General features: G+C 70.3%; 15 protein-coding genes. 8 read left to right on the top strand and 7 right to left on the bottom strand.

Going from position 1 to position 16751, the window contains the following annotated elements; all coding sequences use genetic code 11:
- Positions 1-283 precede the first annotated feature (283 nt).
- Positions 284-1051 (top strand): Stf0 family sulfotransferase, encoded by a 768-nt coding sequence (locus ACFVKT_RS01290; protein ID WP_385726301.1) that lies wholly within the window; start codon positions 284-286, stop codon positions 1049-1051.
- On the opposite strand, the gene ACFVKT_RS01285 is transcribed toward ACFVKT_RS01290, so the two are convergent.
- Genes ACFVKT_RS01285 through ACFVKT_RS01260 form a run of 6 tightly spaced genes read right to left on the bottom strand, consistent with a single transcriptional unit; the run spans position 1016 to position 7620 of the window.
- Complete coding sequence (locus tag ACFVKT_RS01285) at positions 1016-1663, bottom strand: DUF5825 family protein (RefSeq protein ID WP_385726299.1); 648 nt, start codon at positions 1661-1663, stop codon at positions 1016-1018. The two genes, ACFVKT_RS01290 and ACFVKT_RS01285, sit on opposite strands and share 36 nt — an antisense overlap.
- On the bottom strand, positions 1660-3591 hold the full coding sequence (locus ACFVKT_RS01280) for a RiPP maturation radical SAM C-methyltransferase (RefSeq protein ID WP_385728078.1): 1932 nt from the start codon (positions 3589-3591) through the stop codon (positions 1660-1662). The genes ACFVKT_RS01285 and ACFVKT_RS01280 overlap by 4 nt, the downstream gene beginning before the upstream one ends.
- A 26-nt stretch (positions 3592-3617) precedes the next feature.
- On the bottom strand, positions 3618-4388 hold the full coding sequence (locus ACFVKT_RS01275) for a hypothetical protein (protein ID WP_385726297.1): 771 nt from the start codon (positions 4386-4388) through the stop codon (positions 3618-3620).
- Complete coding sequence (locus ACFVKT_RS01270; RefSeq protein ID WP_385726295.1) at positions 4385-5401, bottom strand: DUF692 family multinuclear iron-containing protein; 1017 nt, start codon at positions 5399-5401, stop codon at positions 4385-4387. Before ACFVKT_RS01270 ends, ACFVKT_RS01275 begins: the two co-directional genes overlap by 4 nt.
- A complete protein-coding gene (locus tag ACFVKT_RS01265) occupies positions 5398-7407 on the bottom strand; it encodes a B12-binding domain-containing radical SAM protein (RefSeq protein WP_385726293.1) in 2010 nt (669 codons plus the stop codon). Before ACFVKT_RS01265 ends, ACFVKT_RS01270 begins: the two co-directional genes overlap by 4 nt.
- Before the next feature lie 60 nt (positions 7408-7467).
- A complete protein-coding gene (locus tag ACFVKT_RS01260; RefSeq protein WP_385726291.1) occupies positions 7468-7620 on the bottom strand; it encodes a hypothetical protein in 153 nt (50 codons plus the stop codon).
- A gap of 159 nt (positions 7621-7779) precedes the next feature.
- On the opposite strand from ACFVKT_RS01260, the gene ACFVKT_RS01255 reads away from it, so the two are divergent.
- The 4 genes from ACFVKT_RS01255 to ACFVKT_RS01240 all read left to right on the top strand — a co-directional run bounded on the left by ACFVKT_RS01255 (position 7780) and on the right by ACFVKT_RS01240 (position 13266).
- On the top strand, positions 7780-10881 hold the full coding sequence (locus ACFVKT_RS01255; RefSeq protein ID WP_385726289.1) for a lantibiotic dehydratase: 3102 nt from the start codon (positions 7780-7782) through the stop codon (positions 10879-10881).
- Between the two features lie 209 nt (positions 10882-11090).
- Complete coding sequence (locus ACFVKT_RS01250) at positions 11091-12155, top strand: Rieske 2Fe-2S domain-containing protein (RefSeq protein WP_385726287.1); 1065 nt, start codon at positions 11091-11093, stop codon at positions 12153-12155.
- A complete protein-coding gene (locus ACFVKT_RS01245) occupies positions 12152-12343 on the top strand; it encodes a hypothetical protein (RefSeq protein ID WP_385726286.1) in 192 nt (63 codons plus the stop codon). The genes ACFVKT_RS01250 and ACFVKT_RS01245 overlap by 4 nt, the downstream gene beginning before the upstream one ends.
- Positions 12340-13266: a PDR/VanB family oxidoreductase gene (locus tag ACFVKT_RS01240; RefSeq protein ID WP_385726284.1), complete on the top strand. Its 927-nt coding sequence runs from the start codon at positions 12340-12342 to the stop codon at positions 13264-13266. Before ACFVKT_RS01245 ends, ACFVKT_RS01240 begins: the two co-directional genes overlap by 4 nt.
- Here the strand turns inward: ACFVKT_RS01240 and ACFVKT_RS01235 are convergent.
- Positions 13217-14032 (bottom strand): IclR family transcriptional regulator C-terminal domain-containing protein, encoded by an 816-nt coding sequence (locus tag ACFVKT_RS01235; RefSeq protein WP_385726282.1) that lies wholly within the window; start codon positions 14030-14032, stop codon positions 13217-13219. The genes ACFVKT_RS01240 and ACFVKT_RS01235 overlap by 50 nt on opposite strands.
- Before the next feature lie 187 nt (positions 14033-14219).
- On the opposite strand from ACFVKT_RS01235, the gene ACFVKT_RS01230 reads away from it, so the two are divergent.
- From ACFVKT_RS01230 to ACFVKT_RS01220, 3 genes are read left to right on the top strand one after another with little or no spacing between them, the layout of a single operon-like run.
- A complete protein-coding gene (locus ACFVKT_RS01230) occupies positions 14220-15191 on the top strand; it encodes an ABC transporter substrate-binding protein (protein WP_385726280.1) in 972 nt (323 codons plus the stop codon).
- A complete protein-coding gene (locus ACFVKT_RS01225; protein ID WP_385726278.1) occupies positions 15188-15961 on the top strand; it encodes an ABC transporter permease in 774 nt (257 codons plus the stop codon). Before ACFVKT_RS01230 ends, ACFVKT_RS01225 begins: the two co-directional genes overlap by 4 nt.
- Positions 15958-16737: an ABC transporter permease gene (locus ACFVKT_RS01220; protein WP_385726276.1), complete on the top strand. Its 780-nt coding sequence runs from the start codon at positions 15958-15960 to the stop codon at positions 16735-16737. The genes ACFVKT_RS01225 and ACFVKT_RS01220 overlap by 4 nt, the downstream gene beginning before the upstream one ends.
- The last annotated feature ends 14 nt before the right edge of the window (positions 16738-16751 follow it).

Genomic DNA, 16751 nt, shown 5'->3' with positions numbered 1-16751 from the left:
ATGTACACGAGTTTCTCTTTCCCTCGGGGTTGCGGCACCCATCGGTGCCGCACAGACCCGGGTGCCCCCATCAGGGCCTTTCAGCCCCCTCCCCCGAGACTGTTCCCTCACCGTGACCGCTCACGAGGGTCTGACCAGCCATTTCACGAGGTCCTCCGCCCGGCAGAAGCCGCATAGCACTACGAAGATCTGGTCAACGGCTACGCACCATCGGGGGGTCCTTCTGGATCGGAACGCGACGGCGCCGATGACAGCCACTGGTGCCGGGTGCGAAGGTGTTGCCATGGTGCTGCGCTATCGGACCAACGGTCCGGAGTTCGACTTCCCACCATTCGCCGGTCTCCCGCCGGTCCGTTACGTGCTCGCGTCGACCCCCAGGTGCGGCAGCAACATGCTCGCCCGCGCCCTGTGGCACACCGAGCTGGCCGGCTTCGCCGAGCACTACCTCGCCGACGCCTTCGTGCTGGACTACTTGGAGCGGTGGGAATTCGACTCCGGTGATCCGCAGGAGTTGGCGGCGGGCTATGTGCGGCAGCTGATGGCGTGGCGGACCAGTCCCAACGGCGTGTTCGGGCTGCGGATCTCCGCGGGGCACCTCAGGAGCCTGGAGGTCGACCCGTACGACATCCTCCAGGGACCCCGGTACATCTGGATCCAACGCAGGGACCGGTTGCGGCAGGCCGTGTCGTACACCCTGGCCGAGCAGACCGGTGTCTGGATCCTGGACGGGACCCTTCTGCCGGAGGGGAGCACGCGCGCCGCTCCCCGATACAGCTATGAGGAGATCTGCCGGCATCTGCGGCTGCTCGACCGCGAGGCGTCGGTCTGGGAGGTCTACTTCGGCCGGCACGGAATCGCCCCGCATACCGTCGTCTACGAGGACCTGGTCGCGGAGTACGAGGCAGGCCTGCTGGGCTGCCTCGACTTCCTCGGTGTCGGCGCGCCCGCCTCGGTGCCGGCTCCGGGGATCAGGCGTCAGGCCGACGAGTTGACGGAACAGTGGGTCGAGAGGTTCCTACGGGATCGTCGTGCTGAGCGGCCAGCGTCGTAGGCGGTACGGCGTCCACCACAGGTAGCGCCCGGCGCGATGGACCAGGTTTTCGCGCAGGTGACGCTCGAGGACCCGCTCCGTCGACGCCGACGCGACCGCCGGGACGCCGTCCAGCAGCCCCTGGAAACCCGTGCTCCGGGGGGCGTTGACGACCAGGCGCCGGAAGGAGCCCCAGCGGTGGTCGCGGATCTCCAGGAAACCGGGGCCGCGGCGGTAGCCGCACTTCGCGATGTGGAACGAGTCGCGCCACGCGGTGACCACGTGGTCTTCGTTCTCCTGTCCTGCGGAGCCGCGGAGGACGGCTGCCGGTGGGTGCAGGTGGCTCAGCGGTCGCCACTGGGCCGGGTCGGCCATGCGCAGTGTCCAGTCCACCGCGATGCCGTGGCTGGTGAGTTCCCGGATGACGAGGAGAACGGCTACGGCGGACGCGCCGTCCGGATCCGTGAGGTCCACGGGCTCGTGCACCTGGACGAACTGGACGCCGTCGGAGGCGAGTTGCGCGACGGCGCCTACCGGGTCCTCCGGCGGCCCGTCGAGGGTGCCGTAGTGGATGCCCGGCAGGCGCATGGCCGCCAGGTCGCGGTCCTTCCACAGCGTCAGTTCCGGCGTCATCGGGTGTCTCCCGCGGCGGCCGGCGCCGCCAGGGCCGGGACGAGCGACGTGCCGTCCCCGTGCAGTCCGGCGCCGTCGAGCCGCAGCAGGTCCTGGTTGGCGACTGCGGGCGCCACCTGTACGTACTGGCCGCCCTCGGCGAAGACCAGGCCGAGGGCGATCCAGCGTGCCAGCAGGTCGGTGACGCGCTCCTCTGTCACCTCTCCGGCCGACTCCCGGGCTGCCGCCTTGCGCGCCAACGCCGCCACGCTGTGCGGTGTGTCGAGCAGTCGGAACACCGTCACTTCGAACGGGTCGGTCAGGTCGAGCAGTTGCCACGAGAAGCCCGGACGGGTGTCGACCAGGACGATGTGTCCGCCGAGGTCGCAGTGGGTCAGGCGGCTGCGCGGATACGCCCGCGTCCAGTCGGCGACGGCCGTGCGCAGCCGGTCCCGGCAGCCGTCGGCGATGCCCCGGTGCGGTGAGTCGAAGATGTAGACCAGGTCGGCGAGTTCGGCCTCCGGCAGGTCGTAGATGTGGTGGTAGTGCGAGGCGGGGCGCAGGTCGCCGAAGCCCAGCTCCGGCCGGTCGAAGTAGGGGCTGAACCGCTCGACCTTCAGACGGGTGGAGCCGGCCGGCGGTCCGAGATGGTGTAGCGCGGGCAGCTGGTCGATGATCTCGTCGTAGTCCTGTTCGGTCTCCCCGGGGAAGCCGTAGAGGTAGTTCCAGCTGAGGTTGACGCCGATGGTCTCCGCGTCCCGCAGCAGCCGTACGTTCTGGCAGCCGGTCACCCCCTTGTCCATCAGCTTCAGCACCCGGCTGCTGAGGCTCTCCACGCCGGGCTGCACATAACTGACGCCGGCCGCGTACAGGGTCGCCAGCTGCTCGCGCCGCAGGTTCGACTTGATCTCGTAGCACAGCCGGAGGTCGTACCCGCTCTCCTGGAGGAGCGGGGCCATGGAGTTGAGGTACGCCATGTCGAGGATGTTGTCGGTGACCCACACGTCGAGTACGCGGTGACGCTCGACCAGGCCGAGTATCTCGTCCACGAACCGTCTCGGGTCCTTGCTGCGGAACTCCATGAACGAGCCGTTGAGGCCGCAGAAGGTGCAGTGGTGCTTCTCGCCCCACCAGCAGCCGCGTGAGCTCTCCACCACCAGCCGCGGTTCCACCCAGCCGCCCGCGGTGGACCGTGCGTGCCGCTCGAAGTAGTCGCCGTAGTCCGGGGTGACGAGTGCTCCGGGGGGCAGCGGGGCGGCGTTCATGGGATGTGCCACGGACCGGCCGTCCCGGTCGCGGCGGCACAGGCCGGGGATGGTGGCCAGGTCGTCGGCGTCGCCGTCGCGGAGCGCGGCGAGCAGCCGCGGGAACGCGATCTCGCCCTCGCCGCGCACCACGAAGTCGACGTACTCGAAGTTGCGGTGCAGCGCGGCGCCCTGCGGGCCGTCGCAGTTCGCGCCGCCGAAGACGGTGGTGGTGTCGGGTGCCAGTTCCTTGACCACGCGGGCCGCGGCGAGGGCTGCCGCGTTCTGTGCGAACGTGGTGGTGAAGCCGACCACGTCCGGTGCCGTGGCGGCGATCTTGGCGGCTGTCTCCCGGACGAACAGTGGCGCGAGTTCGTGAAGTTCCCGCGCCTTGGCCCGCATGTGCTCCGGCATCTTCTCGCCGAAGTGTTCCGTGAACTCGGCCACCCGCCAACGGGGTTGACCGTTGAGCGCGGCCGAGAAGATCCACTCGCTGTGTCCGGAGAAGTACGAGGTCGAGCAGAACTCGTACTCCTCGAAGCCGTATTCCGTACGTGCGGACACCCAGTCGGCGAAGTCGAGGTTGGCGTGCACCACTTCGACGTCCGCGGCGCCGTCGGGGAAGACGTCGAGGATCCGGCGTTTGAGAATGCCGAGGGCGAGGGACGGCGCGTCGAGCGACGACCACGGCATGTCCACCAACACGATGTGCAAGGCGGTTCCTCTCCCCGTCACCACAGTCGGCGGCGGGCCAGTGCCTGCCGCGCGGTCTCGCGCCGGTCCGACGGTTCGGCCTCGAAGGCCGCCGCCACCCGCCCGGACACCACGCCGTGAGCCAGCCCGGCGGACGTGGTGAAGTACGCGTAGTGCACGTCGTCCGCGCCCTGGGTCTCCCCGGAGGGACGCCCACCTGTGGTGGCCCCCCAAGTGGCCACGGACGCCGCCGCGTACGCGCGTACGGCGGCGTGGCCTCGGTCGGTGGGGACGATTCCCTCCGCCTCTATCACGAACGACAGCGGCTGCTCGCACGCCAGCGCGGTGAACAGGGCGATCATCAGCTCGTGGGTCACGGTGTCGCGCAGCGCCCCCGCCCCGGCGTCGTCCAGCAGGTAGGACGCGAACGCCTCCTCCGCGGACAGCCCGGGAGCGGTGTACGGGATCAGCCGGTACCGGGCGAAGTGCGGTGAGCCGAGGAAGCCGGTGAGCAGGTCGGACTCCGTGGCACCGACGTCCTGGAGCAGTCGCAGGCTGCGCGGGAACGTGGTCCCGAGGCTGCTGCCGCTGCCGGGCCGCCAGACCTGGGAGCGCAGCCGGCGCGCGGTGGTGTCCAGTTCGGCGAGGTCGACGGAGGCGAGGCACTCCAGTTCGCCGGGATCCGCCGCCACGGCCTCGGCGCCCTCGTCGGCGAGCCGGGCCCGCAGGTCCGCGTCCAGCAGAAGTCGCATGAGCAGGTCGGTGAGTTGCTCGCCGTCCAGGGATGTGCCCGGCTCCACCGTGGTCACGCCGCCTCCCCGCGCTGCCAGGCGGCGACCATGTCCCGCAGTCGTGCGTAGTTCTGCCGGGACTTCTCGACCAGTTGTCCGTCCTCGCGGTACATCGGGTCCTCGTAGGACACCCCGAGGAGGTTCGGGCAGCGCGGCAGCAGATACTCGGTGAGCTCCAACTGCTCGTCCAGCAGGACGCCGTGGTGCAGGTCGCGGAACTTGCCGCCCACGATCTGGCAGCCCGACAGGTGCAGTTCGCGGCAACGGGACAGGGGCAGTGCCTCGATCCCGTCGTACATGCTCTTTCCGGTACGTCCCCTCAGCCACTGGTAGCTGAGCAGATGGCCGACGTCGAGCGTCACCCGCACGTCGGCGTCCTCCGCCAGCCGGGCGAAGTACTCGAAGGCGTCCATGTGTCCCAGGACGAACGAGCCGCCCTCCGTGAAGCCGGGGAACTCGACGTGCAGCGGCGGTTCGAGCAGCCGGGCCGCCTCGGCCACGTTCCGGGTGGCGATCTCCAGGCCCGGCTCGGTCAGCGGCGGCGGGAGCGGATAGGGCATCGGTATGCCGCGCAGGCTCCAGATGCCCAGGTCCTCGACGACCCAGGAGAAGCCGTAGCGGGCAGCCAGTTCGTTGGTGAACTCGGCGGCCGGGCGGCGGTCGTAGCGCTCGGGCGTGCCCATGTTCAGCTCGGTCTGGTGGAAGGCGCGGGCCGACCCGGCGGGCACCGCCTCGAAGAAGCGGTCGTACGCGCGCACGTAGTCGGCCGGCCCTACGCGGGCGCGTGAGCGCGGCTGGAACGCGAGGGCCGAGTAGGCGAAGTCGCCGCCGTGGCGGCGCAGGAAGGCGCGGACCCGGTCGGTGATGTCTCCGCCGCCGTCGTCGCTCTCCACGAATCCGATGCCGCGCCTGCCGAGGCGTCCGCCGCCCCACGGCATGTCCATCAGGACCCCCAGGCCCATCCGGGGCGGGGCCTCGGTGACGGTGACGGTCGGGGCGCCGCCCGGTGCGGTGCGCGGCGGTTGCGTCATGAGGAACTCCTGGCTGCGGGGGCCGGTTCGGCCGAATGTGCCGGGTCGGGGGTGCCTGCCGCCACGTCGGCCAGGCGGGCCAGCAGGCGGCGGCCACGGTCGGTGCGGGCCGTGAGCAGGCCGTCGGCGCGCTGTTCCACGTCGTCGCGCGGGAGTGCGTAGAACCGCTCCCGGACGACATCGGCGAGGGTGACACGGTCGGCCGCATGGTCGTCGGCGTACGCGGGCACCGTGCGTACCCATGTGCGGGGGCGCAGGGCCGTGACGGCGAGCGTGCGATGGCCGTTCTGGGCGGGATGCGAGGGGACCGAGGCGTTCGCACGGCCTGGTTTGACGGTGTCGAAGATCCGTACCAGTCGGTCCAGTGCCTCGGTGCGCGACGGGCCGCCGGGGACGGACAGGGGGTGGCCGACCCGGCCGGCCAGGTAACTCAGCTCGGGGTTGCCCACGAGGCGGTCCGAGGTGTCGAGGGCGAGTCCGTACTCCTCCGGGCTGCCCACGAGTCTGCTGCCGGGCTCCGCCACCATCAGCTCCAGCGCGTCGATGCCGATCCGCCGCTCGTTGTCGACGAGGAAGCGCAGGGATGCCTCGAACTCGTCCGGCGTCTCGTCCAGGACCTGACCCATCACGCTGAACCGGACGGCGATGCCCGCCGCGTCGAGGTTGTCGAGGATCAGTTGGTAGTCGGCGGCGCGGACACCCCGCTCCATCCGGTCCAGCAGGCGCTGCGAGGTGCCCTCGTAGCCGACCGAGATCATCGCGCAGCCGACCGCGGCAAGGTCGTGGCAGAACTCCGGGTCGGTGAGGACCGGCTCCAGCCTGCTGCGGACGCCGAACCGGACCCGGATGCCGCGTTCGCGTACCGCGCGCATGGCCTTCTGGATCAGCCGCAGGTTGGTGTTCTCGTCCGCGACCGACACGTACCGGGTGCCCGTGGCGCGGACCACGGACTCGACGGCGTCGGCGATCTGGGCCGCGGTGCCCTGCTGGTAACCGCCTTGCGGGAGCGACCGGTTGCCGTACGAGCAGAACGCGCACCGCCCCCAGTAGCAGCCGACGCACGAGACGATCGCGAGCTCCAGGGCGTCGTTGAGGTAGGAGCGGAACGGCAGTCCGGTGAAGTCGGGTGGTCCGAGGTCACGGAAGCGCAGGGTCACCGCGGGCCCCGTGCGCGGCCCGGCCCCGGAACGGGGCAGCCAGGTCATGCCGGGTACGGCGGTGAGCGGAATCGTTCCGTCCAGCGCGTCCAGCCAGCGTTCGAGCGGCTCTTCACCGGCTGTCGGGCACAGGGCGTCGACCGTGTCCCGGACTCCGGGGAGCCGGGCGAGGCTGTCGTGACGGAGCATCACCTGCTGGCCGCCCAGGCAGATTTGGGTGCCCGGCGCCAGCCGCCGGACCCAGGCGGCGATCAGCAGTGCGGGCGCGAGCTGGCTGAAGAACGCCACGGACAGGCCGACCACCCGGGGGCGATGCCGGCCGAGCAGCCCGGTCACCAGGCGGTGCAGCGAGGCGACCGGCACGCCTGACGCGGCGGGCGGCCGGTCCGCGGCCTGGCGTACGGCATCGTCCAGCCGGTCGAGGTTCTCCCAGGTCCGAACCAGGAAGGTGTCGCGGACCAGCAGTTCGAGGGCCAGAGTGGCGAGCCGGACCGCGCGGTCGGGGCCCAGCTCGCCGGCCGGCTCCTTGTGCAGGACGTGGGCACGCAGCTCGCCGATGTGGGCGGCGAAGACGTCGGCCACCGCTCGGCGATACCAGCCGCTCATGGCCGTACCGTCGTCGCCCGTGTCCTGGGCGCGGACCGCGTCGTCCAGCACAGCGGGACGGCGCAGCAGCTCGTGGAGCACGGCGACGTTCAGGTCGGCCTGGTGAACCCGCCGGCCCCGGCGCCGCAGGTGGCCGGTCAGGTAAGGCAGGCTCAGATACGGGAAGAACCTGGCCTCGGTCTGCGGCGGGAAGATCAGCAGGACGTCGGTGCGGGTACGGTCCGTCGACAGGCTGGACGGCACGACCCACCTCCTCGCCTCACCGGTCTCATCCGTCGGAGAGTTGCCCTGCTCCCGGGCGTCCTACTCGGGGATGTCCTCCGTGTTCTCGGCCGCGATGTAGGTGTACGTGTGGTACGCGGCGCCGAGCTTCAGCTCGCTGGAATCGATCACCTGGAGTTCTTCGAGCTCACCGAATTCCTCATCGGCGAGTACCTCAGGAGATGCAGCAGTCATGATTTTCTCCCCTTCGCAAACATGATGGGAACGTGTCGCTTGCCATGCGTGGCAACCACGCTAGCCAGACCGCACGCACGTCAACAGCCACTACGTCGTCGTTCGGGCTGGTCGGAATTCAGCCAGATCAGTGGCTCATGGGGACCCTGCGGTACCGGGGTGGCGCAGCAGCAGCCACAATCACCATGGCGTATAGGGAACAACGCCGTTGTGCTGCTGGAGGGCTGTTTGTACCGCCATGTCGATGCGGCCGTGGTTCGGGCGGCGGTCCGGCGTCCCGACCACCCGACGGTCTGGCCGGACCTGACCGGCCCGTCCGCGCACACGGAGTCGTGGCGGGCATGGCTTCAACAGACCTGGCAGGCAACCGGCTTTGCCACCGCGGTCGAGTTCTCCAGCCCGGACCTTGCGAGACGGGTGCATCAGATATGCGCCGGCGAGCCGGTGCCGGAAATCGCCGTACGGCGCGCGGTCCTGTCGGTGGTGCGTTACCTGCTGCGCGCCCGTGCACGGGCCACTCCGTTCGGTCTGTTCGCCGGTGTCCAGGCCGCCCGCACCGGGGCAACTCCCCTGCTGCGTGCGGGCTCCGGCCACCGGCCGGTCACCAGACCGGACGCGGCATGGACCGCGGCTCTGGTCGACCGGCTGGAGGAACTCCCGGAGCTCCGGCCCCAGTTGACGCTGCTCGCCTCCAGCCTCGCGTTCGAGCGCGACGGACGCCTGATGATCGAGCACCGGGCGAGCAGTGCGAACGGCGGCGATCCCGTACACGTGGGGATACGCGCGACCGGGCCGGTCCGCATGGCCATGGACGGTGCACGGGCGCCGGTCCCGTGGGCGGATCTTGCGGCAACACTGTCTGTCGGCTTCCCGGCCGCTTCGCCCACCGCGATCGAGAACCTGCTCGGGAACCTCGTACGACAGCGATTCCTGATCACCGGTCTGCGTCCTGCGGTCACGGCCTCCGACCCGATCGCCGATCTGCTCGGACTGGTACCGCATCTGCCCGTGGCCACTGAACTGTCCGCGGTCGCGGCGGGATTGGCACGGCACGACGACGCGACCGCCGCCGCGGGTGTGGGTGCTCGTACTGAACGTGCGCGGGTGCGCGCCCTGATGAGGCGGCTGTGTCCCACCGCGGAACCCGCGCTCGCCCTCGACCTGCGGCTGGACTGGGACCTGGTGATCCCGGAGGCGGTGGCCGAGGAGGCGGCGAAGGCCGCCGCGGCACTCACGCGCCTGGCGCCGCGGGCGGCACTGAGCCCCGAGTGGGTCGCCTGGCACGGCCGCTTCCTCGATCGCTACGGCCCGGGAGCGGTGGTACCCGTCCTCGACGCCATCGACCTCCTCGGCTACCCGTCCGGCTACCTCGGAACCACCGGCGCGTCGACGGGCCCGACGTTGACCGCCCGGGACAGCCGGCTGCTGCGGCTCGCGTACGCCGCCGCGACGGGGCGCCGCCACCACGTCCGGCTCGATGATGCCGCGATCGACGAACTGGCGGTGGCGGACACCGGCAGCCCCGTGCAGCCGAGCACCGAGGTGACCGTGCGGATCCACGCCGCGAGCGTATCCGCCCTGGAACAAGGGGAGTTCACGCTCCACATTGTCGGGGTGGCCCTTGCGGCCGGAAGGGGAACCGGACGCTTTCTCCATCTGTTCGACGCCGACGACCGCCGCCGGATGACCGATGTGTACGCAGGCCTGCCCGGAGTGCAACAGGACGCGCTGATCGCGCAGATCAGTACCATCCCGCTGTACATACGCACGGTGAACGTCTCGCACACTCCGCAGGTGGCGGAGCTGGTGATCCCCCTCGGCGACTACCACGGCCCGGACACGGGCCGGCTGCCCTTGACGGACCTGGCGGTGACCGCCGATGCCGAGCAACTGCACCTGGTCTCCGTCTCCCGCCGCCGCCCGGTGCACACGATACTGCTGAACGCGGTGGGTCTGACCCAGCACATCCATCCGCTGGCGCGGTTCCTGTTCGAGGCACCGGTGGCACTGGCCGTTCCGTGCACCGGGTTCTCGTGGGGAGCGGCCGTGTCCAGCCTGCCGTTCCTCCCCGCACTGCGCTACGGGCGCACCGTACTGTCCCCGGCCCGCTGGACACTCGGCAATGACGACCTGCCCGACGCGCGGACACCGTGGCCGCAGTGGGACAAGGCCCTGGCCGAATGGCGCCGTGAAGTTCTCCTGCCCGAGCACGTGTACCTGGGCGACGGAGACCGGCGCATGAACCTGGACCTGGCGGAGCCCTCGCACCGGGTCCTGCTCCGTACCCACGTGGAGCGCGAGGGCAGGGCGCTGCTGCGTGCCGCACCGGAACCCGGGGACCTGGGCTGGACCGGCGGGCGCGCCCACGAGATCATCATCCCCTTGACCGCTGTGGACCAGGCCCGTGCACCGGTCCGCGGATCGGGCGATGTCGTCACTCGGGAGCACGGCCGTCTGCCCGGCTGCGGCGACCTGCTCTCCATCAGCCTGCACGGGCACCGCGACCGCCAGGATCCGCTCCTGACCCGGCATCTGCCGTCCCTGCTCGGGGAGTTGAGCGAGCCCCGCTGGTGGTTCGTTCGCCACCGTGATCCCGAGGACCACCTACGTCTGCGTCTGACCTGCACGCCCGGTTCCCTCGGCACCGCTGTCGAGCAGATCGGCGAGTGGACCGAGGGGCTTCGGCACGCGGGGCTGATCACCCACGCGAGCGTGGAGACCTACTACCCGCAGACCGCGCGTTTCGGCGGCCCCGCGGCGATGGAAGCCGCCGAGCGGTACTTCGCCGCTGACGCGGCCGCCGTCCTCGCCCAGCTGACCGCGCAGGCCGGCCCGGGCGCTCCCGGCGCCAGTGCGGTGACCGCCGCGAGCATGGTGGACATCGCCGTCGGCCTGCTCGGGGACGCCGCGAAGGCGATGCGCTGGCTGGTCGGGCACACCCATACGGGCAGGAACGCTCCACCGCGGACGGTCTACGACCAGACCATCGCCCTGGTGACCGCTCTCCTCACGCCCCACGGCACCCCGGTGGTGGACGCGCGCGTCACCGCGAGCTGGTCCGCACGCCGCGCCGCGCTGGCCGCCTACCGCAGCGCGCTCGAGGGTGCGGGGACGCTCCCCCCGCAGGACCTGCTCCCGGACCTGCTGCACCTCCACCACGTCCGCATGCACGGGCCGGGACTCCCCGAGGAACGCGCACACCTGCACCTGGCCAGAGCCGCGGCACTGAGCTGGACGGCACGAGCGAGGAGAACACCGTGACCACGCCAGCCCCCGGCGCCGCCGTGCTGTCGGCGGTCGCCCGACCGGCCCAGGCACTGGCCGACCATGCGCCGTGGCCGGCGGTCGGCTTCGCTGAAGCCCTTCCGCCTGGCAGAAGCCGCCTTGCGGAGTTACGGCACGCGTCAGGACGCTGAGTCCAACCACCGCACGCGGGGCGACGAAGCCCCGCCGACAGGGACGGGAGCGCCATGCCCCACATGACCGCCTTCGCCAGGAACCAGTGGTACGTCGCCGCCTACTCCCACGAGGTGAGGCGGGAGTTGTTGGGGCGGGTGATTCTCGGGGAGCCGCTCGTCTTCTACCGGACCGAGGGCGACGGAAGAGCGGTCGCCCTGTCCGACCGGTGTGTGCACCGGCGCTTCCCGCTCTCGGCGAGCCGGCTGGACGGCGACCGGATCGTGTGCGGGTACCACGGGTTCACGTACGACACGACGGGCACCTGCGTGTACGTGCCGGGGCAGCGGCGCATACCGCGCACCGCCCGCGTGGCGTCCTACCCGCTGGTCGAGCAGGACTCCCTGATCTGGGTCTGGGTCGGCGACCCGGCACTCGCCGACCCCGGGACCATCCCGCGGGCTCGCCACCTCGACTCCCCCGACTGGGTCACGGTCCACGGCATGGAACCCATCGACGCCGACTACGGCCTCCTGGTCGACAACCTGCTCGACCTCTCCCACGAGACCTACCTGCACGGCGGTTACATCGGCACTCCCGAGGTCGCCGAGACGCCGGTCAACACGGAGGTCGACGAGGGAGCCGGCATCGTGCGGGTCAGCCGGCACATGGACGACGCCGAGTGTCCGCCGTTCTACGCCCGCTCGACCGGCATCGAGGGACGGATCACCCGCTGGCAGGACATCGAATACTTCGCGCCGTGTCTGTATCTGCTGCACAGCCGGGTCGCCCCGGTCGGTGTGCTGCCCGAGCCGGACGGCAGCGACCCGAACGCGTTCCACACCGAGATCACGTACGCGGTCACGCCCTCCGGCGACGGTCATGTCTACGACTTCTGGGCGGTCTCCCGGGACTTCGCCCGCGACGACGAGGAAGTCACCACGTTCCTGCGGGACTTCAACCACGCCGTCGTCATGCAGGACGTCGACGCGCTCAACCTGCTCCAGCGGACGCTGGGTTCGGAGCGGACCGGGTATCAGGAACTGAGCATCAACATCGACACCGGCGGGCTCGCGGCCCGCCGTATCCTCGCCCGGCTGGTCGACGAGGGCGCCAAACCCATGGAGAAGGTCCGGTGACCGGTCCCACCGGCGAGATCTACCGCGTCGACTGGCTCCCCGGCACGGACGTCCTGCACGGCACCTGCCACTGCGGCGCCGAGCACACCGCCCAGGACCCGGTCGAGATGTGGGAGTGGATGCTCGCGCATCCGGACGGGCACCAGCCACCGGCCCAGAACTCCCCGCCCCGAGGACACGAACGATGACCTTGTACGAGGCCGAACTCGTCGTCACGCAGCGCGAGTTCGCGGCTGACGGCGTGATCGCCCTCATCCTCCGCCATCCCCTCGGCGAGGAACTCCCCGCCTGGGAGCCGGGCGCCCACATCGACGTGGCGCTCGGTCCGGATCTGGAACGGCAGTACTCGCTGTGCGGCGATCCGGCCGACCGTGCCGTGTGGCGCATCGCCGTGCTGCGCGAGCCGGACGGGCGCGGCGGATCGTCGTACGTGCACGAGGAGTTGAGCGAGGGCGACAAGGTGCGGGTGCGCGGCCCGCGCAATCATTTCGCTCTCCGGGACGCCCCGCGCTACCGGTTCATCGCCGGCGGGATCGGCATCACGCCCATCCTGCCGATGCTCGCCGCGGCGGAGGCGGCGGGCGCGGAGTGGACGCTTCTGTACGGCGGACGGACGCGTAACTCCATGGCGTTCACCGGGGAGTTGGGCCGCTATGGGGACAAGGTGACCATCGCCCCGCAGGACGAGACCGGGCTGCTGGATCTGGCCCCTCTCGACGCGCCGGACGCTCTCGTCTACTGCTGCGGGCCCGGTCCGCTCCTGGACGCGGTCGAGGAGCGCTGCCCCGCCGGGCTACTGCATGTCGAGCGCTTCCGGCCGAAGGTCCAGGAGACCGGCCCGGACGGTGAGTTCGAGGTGGAGCTGTCCCGGAGCGGGCGCACGGTGACCGTCGCCGCCGAGGTGTCCGTACTCGACGCCGTACGGGCCGCGGGCGTCGAGGTGCTGTACTCCTGCACCGAGGGGACCTGCGGGACCTGCGAGACGGACGTCCTCGAAGGGACCCCGGACCACCGGGACTCGGTGCTCAGCGACGAGGAGCGGGAGGCAGGCGAGACGATGCTCATCTGCGTCTCTCGCTGTCTGGGGAAGCGGCTCGTGCTGGATCTGTGACCCGGAGGTCCGCCTCGATGCGGGCCACGGTCGCGAGCAGGTGGGGCAACAGGTCGCGCCGTACGGACTCCACGGAGTTGCGGCTCGCGTGCACCGGGATGTTCACGGCCGCCACCACCTCGCCGCCCCGGTCCCGCACCGGGGCGGCGACCGAGCGCAGCCCCTCCTCCAGTTCCTGGTCGACGATGGCGTACCCCTGGCTTCGTACACGCTGGAGTTCCGCCTTCAGTGACTCGGCCGAGACGATCGTGCGGGCTGTCAGGGGCTTCAGTTCGGCGCGGGCGAGCCGGGTGTCGATCTCCTCCTCCGGGAGGTGGGCCAGTATCACCCGGCCGACAGAGGTGACATGGGCCGGGAAGCGGGTGCCGACGGTGATCGTCGCGGTCATGATGCGGCTGGTGGGGACGCGCGCCACGTACACGATGTCGTCGCCGTCGAGGACGCAGAGCGAGGACGACTCCCTTACCCGCTCGACGAGTTGCTCCAGATGGGGTTCGGCGAGTTCGGCCAGGGTGAAGCCCGACAGGTAGGAGTAGCCGAGTTCCAGAACCCTTGGGGTGAGCCGGAACATCCGGCCGTCCGTGTGCACGTATCCGAGGTCGAGGAGCGTCAGCAGGAAGCGGCGGGCCGCCGCTCGGGTCAGGTCGCAGGCGCGCGCGACCTCACTGAGCGTCAGTTGCGGGTGGTCCGCGTCGAATGCGCGGATGACGGCGAGGCCTCGCTCGAAGGACCTGACGAAATGGGGCGCGCGGGATGCTGCGGGCATCGTCGCCTCCAGGTTGACGCACGGAGTGCGCCTGCTGCGCACACCTTGAGCGCATTCGGTAACTGTCAACAATATTGTCAGCGGCAGGGATTGACCCCGTCATGCAGGGGTCCTACTTTCCCGCTGAGCACTATTGTGCGGTGTGCGCACAGCCTGTCGGAACATTCTCGTCTGCACAGGAGGAGTCATGCGTCGTCTGCTCGCCGGTCTCGCGGTCACCACCGTCCTGGTCACCGCGACGGCCTGCGGATCGTCCGACCCCTCCGGGTCGTCGGACAAGAACTCGTCGTCAGGGGGCACCACGACGGTCAAAGTGGGGCTCATCCCCATCGTCGACGTCGCCCCGCTCTACCTCGGCCAGGCCACGGGCATCTTCGCGAAGCACGGCCTGAAGCTGGAGATCACCACCGCGCAGAGCGGCGCCGCGATCGTGCCGGGTGTCGTCAGCGGCCAGTTCCAGTTCGGCTTCTCGAACGTGACCTCGCTGATGATCGCCCAGACAAACAGCGTGCCCGTGCAGGCCGTTGTCAACGGCATCGCCTCAACCGGCGTACAGGGCAAGGACTTCGGCGCCATCACGGTGAAGGGCGACAGCCCCATCAAGTCGGCGAAGGACCTCGAGGGCAAGACGGTCGCCAACAACGCCCTCAAGAACATCAACGAGACCGCGGTACGCGAGTCGGTGCGCAAGGCGGGCGGCGACCCGGACAAGGTGAAGTTCGTCGAGCTCGCCTTCGACCAGATGCCCGCCGCCCTCGACAGCGGCCAGGTCGACGCCGCCATGGTGGTCGAGCCGGCGCTCGCCACCGTCAAGAGCCAGGGCGGCCGGGAGATCACCTCGCCGTTCATCGACGTCGCGCCGGACCTCACCATCGCCATGTACTTCGCGTCGACGCAGTACACGCAGCAGAGTCCGGACGTCGTGAAGAAGTTCCAGGAGGCCACCGCGGAGTCCCTCGCCTACGCCGACGCCCACCCGGACGAGGCCCGGGACATCGTCACCACGTACACCAAGATCCCTGCGGCGGTGCTGGCGGACGTCGTCCTGCCGAAGTGGCCGGCCGAGGCGAACCGCGCGTCGATCGAGGCGCTGGCGAAGCTGGGCGAGGCGGACGGACTGTTCAAGTCGACCCCCGACCTCGACAAGTTGCTTCCGTGAAAGGACTGAACGCCGCATTGGGTGCGGCCGGGCTCGCGGTCTTCCTCGCCCTCGGCGAGGCGGTGCCGCGGCTCGGTCTTGTGAAGGAGGCCTACTTCCCGCCGACCAGCCGCATCGCCGACGCACTCGGGCAGGAGCTCACCGACGAGGTGTTCTGGACGGCGCTCGCGGACACGCTCACCGGCTGGGCACTCGGTCTGGCGATCGCGGTGACCGCCGGAATACTGGCGGGCGTTCTGATCTCGGTCGTCCCGCACCTGCGCGATCTCACCGCCTCCACCATCGAGTTCCTCCGCCCGATCCCCTCCGTCGCCCTCATCCCCCTCGCCGTCCTCCTCTACGGCTCCGAACTCCGCTCGGTCCTCCTTCTCGTCGTCTACGCCTCCTTCTGGCAGATCCTCATCCAGGTCCTGTACGGCGTCCAGGACGTCGACCCGGTGGCGGAGGAGACGGCCCGCTCGTACGGCCTCGACACCTGGGCGCGGATCCGCCATGTGCTGTGGCCCTCGGCCCTGCCTTACGTCATGACGGGTGTCCGGCTCGCCGCCGCGGTCGCCCTCATCCTCACCGTCACCGCCGAACTCGTCATCGGAGCACCGGGGTTGGGCAAGAGCATCGGGGTCGCCCAGACCTCGCAGGCCGTCCCGGAGATGTACGCCCTGCTCGTGGTCACCGGTCTGCTCGGCCTGCTGATCAATGTGGGTGCCCGCGCGGTGGAGCGGCGGGCCTTGGCCTGGCATCAGTCGGTGCGCGGGGAGGTGACGGTGTGAGGCGCGTACTTCTGCGGGCGCTCTACGTCCTCGCGCTGCCCGCGCTGCTCGTCACGCTCTGGTGGTTCGCGTCCGACGGCAGCACGGACGTCTTCTGGCCGCCGCTGCGCACGATCCTCAAAACCTTCCCGGACGTCTGGACGGGCGAGCGGCTGCGCGCCGACGTCCTGCCGAGCGTCGTGCGGCTCCTCGTGGGCTACGCGTCCACCGCCGTCGTGGGCGTGGCGGTGGGCACGGTCATCGGCTCGTACCGACGTGTACGGGCCTTCTGCGAGCCGGTCCTCGAATTCCTGCGCGCGGTACCGCCACCCGTCCTGGTCCCGGTCATCATGCTGTTCGCGGGCATCGGCGACACCATGAAGATCGCGGTCATCGCGAGCGGCTGTGTCTGGCCGATCCTGCTCAACACCGTCGAGGGCGTGCGCGCGGTGGACTCCGTGATGTCCGAGACGGCGCGTTCGTACGGCATCACGGGCGTCGCCCGACTGCGGAACGTGGTCCTGCGCGCGGCGAGCCCGCAGATCTTCGCGGGCCTGCGCCAGGCGCTGTCCATCGGCATCATCCTGATGGTCATCAGCGAGATGTTCGCGGCCAGCAACGGTATCGGCTTCACCATCGTCCAGTTCCAGCGCAGCTTCGCCATCCCCGACATGTGGACCGGGATTCTGGTGCTGGGCCTGCTCGGTTTCCTGCTCTCGGTCGTCTTCCAACTGGTGGAGCGCCGGGTCCTCGGCTGGTACCACGGTCTGCGCGCGTCCTCCCGGCGGTCCCCGTGAAACTCGCGAAAGGA

The sequence above is a fragment of the Streptomyces sp. NPDC127595 genome (genome assembly GCF_042671685.1).
In the GTDB taxonomy this organism is placed as follows: Bacteria; Actinomycetota; Actinomycetes; order Streptomycetales; family Streptomycetaceae; genus Streptomyces.
Note: the sequence above shows the minus strand (reverse complement) of the source record. Positions and strands in the feature narration are given on the sequence as shown.